The following is a 6,932-nucleotide window of genomic DNA, read 5'->3' as shown; positions in this document are numbered from 1 at the left end:
GCCGACCCATCGGCGATGGTGTCGATCCTTCGGGCTGCATCTGCGCGGGATGCCCGCCTCAGCCGTACATGAGCGATCCCGGCGTGGTGAGCAGCTGGCCCGTCTCGAGCCAGGTCTTGAGACCGGAGAGGATCATCGGCCAGCCGCCGTACAGCTGCTCGTTCGCGCCCTCGCGGAGCTGGTCGTGGGTGAGGATGAGGCGGCAGGAGTCGCCGACCTGCTCGATCTCCCAGGTCACCCGCGACGTCCCCTCGCTCTTCACGTCCTCACCCCACAGGGCGACCATGCTCTGGACGAGCCGGTGGGGCGGATCGACCTCGAGGTTCACGCCCTCGCCGAGCAGGGCCGCGGCGCTCGGGTGACCCATCTCGAAGCGGGAGCCGGGCGTCCAGTCCGAGCTGATCCGGCCGCCGAACTGGTACTTGCTCCGGATGTCGGGGTCCGTGATGGCCTCCCAGAGACGCCCCGGGGTCGTCTTGATGTAGATCTCGAACACCTTCTCCATGGGACGCTCCAGTCTGATCCTGATGCCGTTGAGCGCAGCCGCCCAGGGCTCCGCGTATTTGCTCACCCACCGGTCGTGCGGACCGAGCGTCCAGCAGCCGTGCGCCAGCTCCCGCCGCCTCCTCCCGCGGCGCTTACGCGCGCGGTGCGTGGTCGAGCGTGGCGGAACCGCTGGGGGAGCCGCGGCCGCCTGGGCGCACGCACGGCAGACGGCTGCGACAGCGACGACGGCGCCTTCCCGCGTCGTCCACCACGTCCAGTACGCACCCAGAGCGTATCCGTCGCAGTCCGACATGCCCAGGCACGCGCGCCGCTCCCGGATCTGCCCACCACGCGACCAGTACGCACCCCGCGCGTAACCGGCACACGGCGGGCTCCGCATCGCCCGGCCGGCGACACCGGCCGCTCCCCGCGCGATGGCGTTCTGGGACAGCGCTGGCCGTCCACACAGATGGCGTTCTGGTATTGACATGGCTTCCTCGCGACCCGATACTGCGCGAAATCTAGGAAATCGATTTCCGGCCCGGCCCCGACAGGAAGCGAGGACAGCGAACCATGCACCGCTCGAATCGATCGATCGACGTTCCGCGTGTCAGTCCCCTCCTTGCGTGGCTCGCCGCCGGAGCGATCATCCTGGCGGGATGTTCGGGCGCCGCGTCGCCGAGCCCCGCCGCTTCGGCGGCCGCATCCGCGGCCCCGTCGGTCGCGGCGGGCTCGCCATCTCCAGTGGCCTCGGCGTCGGCGGCCTGCCCGATCCCGCCGTGCGATCAGCCGATCGTCATCGGCGTCTCACAGGCTCTCACCGGCGACAAATCCGACCCGGGCACCGCGATCGAGCATGGCTACCAGGTCTGGGTCAAGGAGATCAACGCCGCCGGCGGCCTCCTCGGGCGCCAGGTCGTCCTCAAGGAGTACGACAACCAGAGCCTCGCCGATACGGCCGTGAGCCAGATCGAGCGGCTCGTCACGGTCGACAAGGTGGACCTCCTGTTCGGTCCCTTCTCGTCGGCGCTGACGATCCCGACCTCGGCGATCGCGGAGAAGTACAAGTACGCGTTCATCGAAGGCGCGGGCGGCGCGCCGGGCGTCTTCCAGCGCCAGTTCCACTACACGTTCTTCGTCCAGCCCGCGACGGCCGAGCACCAGGCCGATCCGTTCGTCACCTACATCCTGTCGCTCCCGGCAGCCCAGCGGCCGAAGACCGCGGCGTACCCGCAGCAGGACGACCCGTTCGTCAAGGCCACCGAGGACGGCGCTCAGGCCACGCTCGAGGCGGCCGGCATCAAGACCGTCTATCACGCCGTCTATCCGCCGACTCAGACGGACTTCGCGTCGATCGCGGCCGCGGTCAAGGCGTCGGGCGCCGACATCGTCCTCGGCGGCACGATCTTCGGTGACGCCGTGGCCCAGGTGCAGGCATATGCCTCGATCAACTATCAGCCGAAGGCGATCTACTTCACCAGCGGCCCCAGCACGACCGGCCCGTTCGAGCAGGCGCTCGGCAGCAAGGTCAACGGCATCTTCACCGGCGACGGCTGGATCCAGTCGTCCAAGGCGACGGGCAACGCCCAGTTCGTCGCGGACTACCACGCGATGTTCCCCAAGGAGGTCGACATCCCCGGCGAGGCCGCCGAGGGCTATTCGGTGGGCCAGGTGCTGCTGGCGGCGGTGACGGCGACGCAGTCGCTCGACAACACCAAGATCGCCGACTGGCTGCATGCCAACCCGGTCCAGACGGTCCAGGGCCCCATCGGCTGGGATTCCATCGGTCGGCCGAACGGCAGCTACCTCCTCGAGCAGTACCAGTCCGGCAAGCTGTACGTCGTCGCCCCGGCGAACGATCCGAACAAGGGCGCGGATCCGGTGTACCCCAAGCCCAACTGGTGAGGTCTCCGGCGGAGCAGTCAGGTAACCTCCGCACGGAGAACGTCAGTTGAACCCGGAACTCCTCATCCAGAGCGTCGTCCTGGGCATCCTCACCGGCGGCGTCTACGCGCTCATGGCCTCGGGCCTCACGTTGATCTTCGGGATCATGCGTGTCGTCAACGTGGCGCACGGGGCCATGATCGTGATGGCGGCCTACGTCTCGTGGGTCCTCTACAAGACGTTCAACCTTGATCCGATCGCCTCGATCGTGGTCGTCATGCCGATCTTCTTCGTGGCGGGCGCACTCGTCCAATGGACGATCCTGCGCCGCCTCGGCGGGCGCGATCTCACGCTGACCGTCCTCGTCACCTTCGGCTTCGCGATCATCCTCGAGGGGCTCCAGGGCAGCCTCTGGTCGTCATCGTTCCAGGCGATCAACACGCCCTATTCGCTGAGCAGCTTCGAGATCGGCGGGATCTACGTTCCGCTCGTCCGGCTCCTTGCGGCGGGGGTGGCGCTCGTCCTCCTCGGCGCGCTCTACCTCCTCCTCGCCCGGAGCAACCTCGGCCGCGCGATCCGGGCGACGACCCAGGACCCGCGCACCGCGGCGCTCGTCGGGGTCAACGTGGAACAGGTGACGATGCTGGCGTTCGCGCTGGGCGTCTCGATGGCGGCGGCCGCCGGGCCGCTGCTGGGGATGATCTTCGCCTTCTACCCGGCGACGCACTGGCTGTGGATCGGGAAACTGCTCGCGATCGTCGTCCTCGGCGGGCTGGGGAGCCTTGCCGGCACGTTCGTCGCGGCGATGATCCTGGGCCTGGCCGAGCAGGTCGCGACGGTGACGGTCTCGCTCGACTGGGCGCCGATGGTCTTCTACATCTTCCTGTTCGGTGTCCTGATCGTGCGGCCGCGGGGCCTCTTCGGCACGACCGCCCGGGAAAGCCTGTAGTCCGATGCAGACCCGCAGGATCGTCCCCCTGATCGTGCTTGCGCTCCTCGTCGCCCTCCCGGTCTTCGTCCGCGAGGGCTTCTACCTGGACCTGCTCCTGTTCACCTTCATGTACGCCGCCATGTCGGTCGGCTGGGACATCATGGGCGGGTACGCCGGCTACGTCTCGCTCGGCCACGTCGGGTTCTTCGGGATCGGGTCGTACGCGGCCGGGCTGCTCGTCGTCAAGTTCGGGATCCCGGTCTTCGTGAGCGCCCCGTTCGTGGGGCTCTTCGCGGCGTTCATCGGGGCCGGTCTGGGATGGGTCTCGCTGCGGGCGCGGGGGACGTCGTTCGTCATCGTGACGCTCACCTTCACGTACATGGTCCAGCTCCTCGCGCTGAACTGGCGGGGCGTCACGGGCGGCAGCGCCGGTCTCTACCTGCCGCTCCTCGACCTTCCGGGGAACCTCGTCATCCTGCCGTTCTATTACTCGATGCTCATCCTCCTCGTCGTGGCGATCCTCGTCTCGATCGCGATCCGGCGCTCCAAGTTCGGTCTCGGCCTCGTCGCGATCCGCGAGGAGGAGGGCAAGGCGGACGGCTCGGGGGTGAACACGTCCCTCTACAAGATCCTTGCCTTCGCGATCAGCGTCTCGTTCGCCGGAGCGGCCGGCGCGCTGCACGCCCAGTACCTGAACTACGTCGACCCGGACCTCGCGTTCGAGCTCATCATCACCCTCAACCTCATCATCATGAGCCTCGTCGGGAGCCGTGGGACCGTGTGGGGCCCGGTGCTCGGTGCCTTCATCGTCCAGCCGCTCTCGCAATACCTCATCTATTTCATGCCCTCGCAGATCGCGGGCCAGGTCCACCTCATCGCGCTCGGCGTCGTCCTGGTCCTGGTCGTGATGTTCATGCCCGACGGCATCATCACCACGTACCAGACGTGGCGGCGCGGCCGCGGTGGAACACGGGCGGCGGGCGCCACGGGCGCCACTGATGCGACGGACGCGCGGCTCCCGGGCGCGACGGCATGAGCGCGGCATCGACGAGCGCGGCGACAGCGGCAACCACCACGACCGCAGACGAGCCGGCGCACCGGTCGGGGCGTGACGGGCCCGTCTGCCTGGCCGTGACCGGCATCGACAAGTCGTTCGGTGGCATCACCGCGCTCGTCGACTGCTCGTTGGCGGTGCAGCGCGGGAGCATCACCGCGCTCATCGGGCCGAACGGCTCCGGCAAGACCACGCTGTTCAACTGCATCACCGGCTTCTACCAGCCGGACCGCGGCCAGATCCACGTCCAAGGCGTCCCGATCACCGGACGCCGGCCGAGCGACATCGTCCACCTCGGCGTGATGCGCACGTTCCAGGTCACGCGGATCTTCCGGCGCATGACCGTCCTCGAGAACATGATCGTTCCGGTCCGCCAGCTGACGCTGCGGTCGCTCTTCACGGCGGCCATCAAGGGTCATGAGGCGCAGCGCGCGGAGGCGCTCCTCGAGTTCGTCGGTCTGCAGGCCCTGCGGCACCAGCCCGCCGGCAGTCTCTCATTCGGCCAGCAGAAGCTCCTCGAGCTCGTCGCCGCGCTGATGGCCGAGCCGGACCTCCTCATGCTCGATGAGCCGGCCGGCGGGTTGAACCCGGTCATGATCGAGAAGGTCGCCGGTCACGTCCGCGAGCTGAACGCGCGCGGGGTGACGTTCCTCATCATCGAGCACAACATGGGCTTCGTCATGAATCTGTGCGACCCGGTCATCGTGATGCACCGCGGCACGGTGATCGCGCAGGGCTCCCCCGCGGTCGTGCGCGACGACCCGACCGTCCTCGACGCGTACCTCGGAGACTAGCGATGCTGCTCGAGATCGAGGGTCTCCACGCAGGCTACGGTGGCGGCGGCGACATCCTGCGGGGTGTCGACCTCAGCCTCGCTGAGGGCGACTTCGTCTGTCTCATCGGGCCGAACGGGGCCGGGAAGTCGACGCTCCTGCGGGCCATCTCGGGGATCCTCCGGCCGCGCCGCGGCAGCATCCGCTTCGACGGCGTGAACGTGGGAGGATGGCGTCCCGACCTGCTCTTCCGACGCGGCATCGCCCACGTCCCGCAGGGCCGGAGCACGTTCCCGCAGATGACGGTGCACGAGAATCTCCTCATGGGCGCATACAGCATCCGCGACCGCTCGCTCGTACCGGAGCGGCTGCGCGCGGCCGCCGAGCTCTTTCCGATCGTCGTCGAGCAGGGAGGCCGCCGCGCCGGCCTCCTGAGCGGCGGGGAGCAGAAGCAGGTCGAGATGGCCCGGGCGGTCGTGACGGCACCGCGCCTCCTCCTCCTCGACGAGCCCACGCTCGGCCTGGAGCCCCGCGCGGCTCGCACGGTGATGGCAAAGATGCGCGAGCTCAACGAGCAGGGAGTGACGATCCTCCTCGTCGAGCAGAACGCCCGGATCGGGCTCGGCGCGGCGGGGTCCGGCTGCGTGATGGAGCTCGGCACGATCAAGCTGCGCGGCGCGGGCCAGGCGCTGCTCGACGATCCGCAGGTCAAGCGGCTCTACCTCGGCGAGAGTGCCGCGGTATGACCGGCGCCGCGAGGTAACCCGATGGGCGCGACGAGAGCTCGAGCGACGATCACCGACGTGGCGGCGGACGCCGGCGTCCACCCGTCCACGGTGTCGCGCGTCCTCAACGGCCACGCCGGGTCAACGATCCGGCCGGCCACGCGCGAGCGCATCCTCGCGGCCGCCGAGCGTCTCGGCTACCGGCCCTCGGCCCTCGCCCGCAGCCTCCGGCTGCAGCGGACGCTGACGCTCGGGATGCTCGTCCCGGACATCACCAACCCGTTCTTCTCGTCGATCATCAAGGGGGCCGAGGACGCGGCGCGCGAGCGAGGCTACAACCTCATCCTGTGCAACTCGGAGGACGAACCGGAGCGCGAGGCGACCTACCTCCGCGTGCTCCGCGAGCGCCAGGTGGACGGCCTGTTCATCGCGTCCTCGCAGATGGCCGACGACACGATCGCCGAGCTGCGCGAGGAGGCCTTCCCGTTCGTCCTCCTCAACCGCGCGACCCAGAGCACCGAGGACCTCGCGGTCGTCGTCGACAACTACGCCGCGGCCGTCGAGGTGGTCGCCCATCTCGCCGCCCTCGGCCACCGCCGCGTCGGCCACATCGCCGGGCCCCAGAACACGACGACCGGTATCGAGCGGCGCGAGGGGTACCGGGCCGGCGTCCTCGCCTGCGGCCTGGCCGACGAGCCCGAGCTCGTGGTCGAGGCCGACGCGTTCTCCGAGGAGGCGGGGCACCGGGCGCTCGGGATCATGCTCGCCGGCCCCGCCCGGCCGACGGCCGTCTTCGCCGCCAACGATCTCATCGCCATCGGCATGCTGCAGCGGCTTCGCGAGACCGGCGCCCGCGTCCCGGGCGACCTCTCGATCGTGGGCTTCAACGACATCCCGCTGGCCGGCCTGCTCGAGCCCGCGCTCACGACCGTGCGCGTGCCGCAGCTCGAGATGGGCGTCGCCGGCGCGCGCCTGCTCATCGACCGGGTCGAGGGTCGACCGATCGGCGCCGTGCGCCTGACCCTTCCGACCGAGCTCGTCATCCGCGCATCCTCGGCCGCGCCGGCCGCACTGTGAGG

General features: G+C 69.4%; 7 protein-coding genes. 6 read left to right on the top strand and 1 reads right to left on the bottom strand.

The window, feature by feature from the left end:
- Positions 1-58: 58 nt before the first annotated feature.
- Positions 59-613, bottom strand: a complete 555-nt coding sequence (locus tag IVW53_11255) for an SRPBCC family protein (GenBank protein MBF6606148.1) — start codon at positions 611-613, stop codon at positions 59-61.
- A 446-nt stretch (positions 614-1,059) separates the two neighbouring features.
- Here IVW53_11255 and IVW53_11250 point away from each other — a divergent pair, with 446 nt between their 5' ends.
- Genes IVW53_11250 through IVW53_11225 form a run of 6 tightly spaced genes read left to right on the top strand, consistent with a single transcriptional unit; the run spans position 1,060 to position 6,930 of the window.
- A complete protein-coding gene (locus tag IVW53_11250; GenBank protein MBF6606147.1) occupies positions 1,060-2,391 on the top strand; it encodes an amino acid ABC transporter substrate-binding protein in 1,332 nt (443 codons plus the stop codon).
- A gap of 46 nt (positions 2,392-2,437) precedes the next feature.
- Complete coding sequence (locus tag IVW53_11245; GenBank protein MBF6606146.1) at positions 2,438-3,319, top strand: branched-chain amino acid ABC transporter permease; 882 nt, start codon at positions 2,438-2,440, stop codon at positions 3,317-3,319.
- A 4-nt stretch (positions 3,320-3,323) separates the two neighbouring features.
- A complete protein-coding gene (locus tag IVW53_11240) occupies positions 3,324-4,337 on the top strand; it encodes a branched-chain amino acid ABC transporter permease (GenBank protein ID MBF6606145.1) in 1,014 nt (337 codons plus the stop codon).
- Positions 4,334-5,149, top strand: coding sequence for an ABC transporter ATP-binding protein (locus tag IVW53_11235; GenBank protein MBF6606144.1), 816 nt, complete (start codon positions 4,334-4,336; stop codon positions 5,147-5,149). Before IVW53_11240 ends, IVW53_11235 begins: the two co-directional genes overlap by 4 nt.
- Before the next feature lie 2 nt (positions 5,150-5,151).
- Complete coding sequence (locus IVW53_11230) at positions 5,152-5,874, top strand: ABC transporter ATP-binding protein (protein MBF6606143.1); 723 nt, start codon at positions 5,152-5,154, stop codon at positions 5,872-5,874.
- A gap of 21 nt (positions 5,875-5,895) precedes the next feature.
- Positions 5,896-6,930: a LacI family DNA-binding transcriptional regulator gene (locus IVW53_11225; GenBank protein ID MBF6606142.1), complete on the top strand. Its 1,035-nt coding sequence runs from the start codon at positions 5,896-5,898 to the stop codon at positions 6,928-6,930.
- The last annotated feature ends 2 nt before the right edge of the window (positions 6,931-6,932 follow it).

The organism is Chloroflexota bacterium, from assembly GCA_015478725.1.
Classification (GTDB): Bacteria; Chloroflexota; Limnocylindria; order Limnocylindrales; family CSP1-4; genus C-114.
The sequence above is the reverse complement of the archived record's forward strand: the minus strand, read 5'-3'. Positions and strand labels throughout refer to the sequence as shown.

Bases quoted from the DNA above. Each gene is read 5' to 3' on its own strand.
- IVW53_11235 (MBF6606144.1), top strand. From the start codon at position 4,334: ATGAGCGCGGCATCGACGAGCGCGGCGACAGCGGCAACCACCACGACC.
- IVW53_11240 (MBF6606145.1), top strand. From the start codon at position 3,324: ATGCAGACCCGCAGGATCGTCCCCCTGATCGTGCTTGCGCTCCTCGTC.
- IVW53_11250 (MBF6606147.1), top strand. From the start codon at position 1,060: ATGCACCGCTCGAATCGATCGATCGACGTTCCGCGTGTCAGTCCCCTC.
- IVW53_11225 (MBF6606142.1), top strand. From the start codon at position 5,896: ATGGGCGCGACGAGAGCTCGAGCGACGATCACCGACGTGGCGGCGGAC.
- IVW53_11230 (MBF6606143.1), top strand. From the start codon at position 5,152: ATGCTGCTCGAGATCGAGGGTCTCCACGCAGGCTACGGTGGCGGCGGC.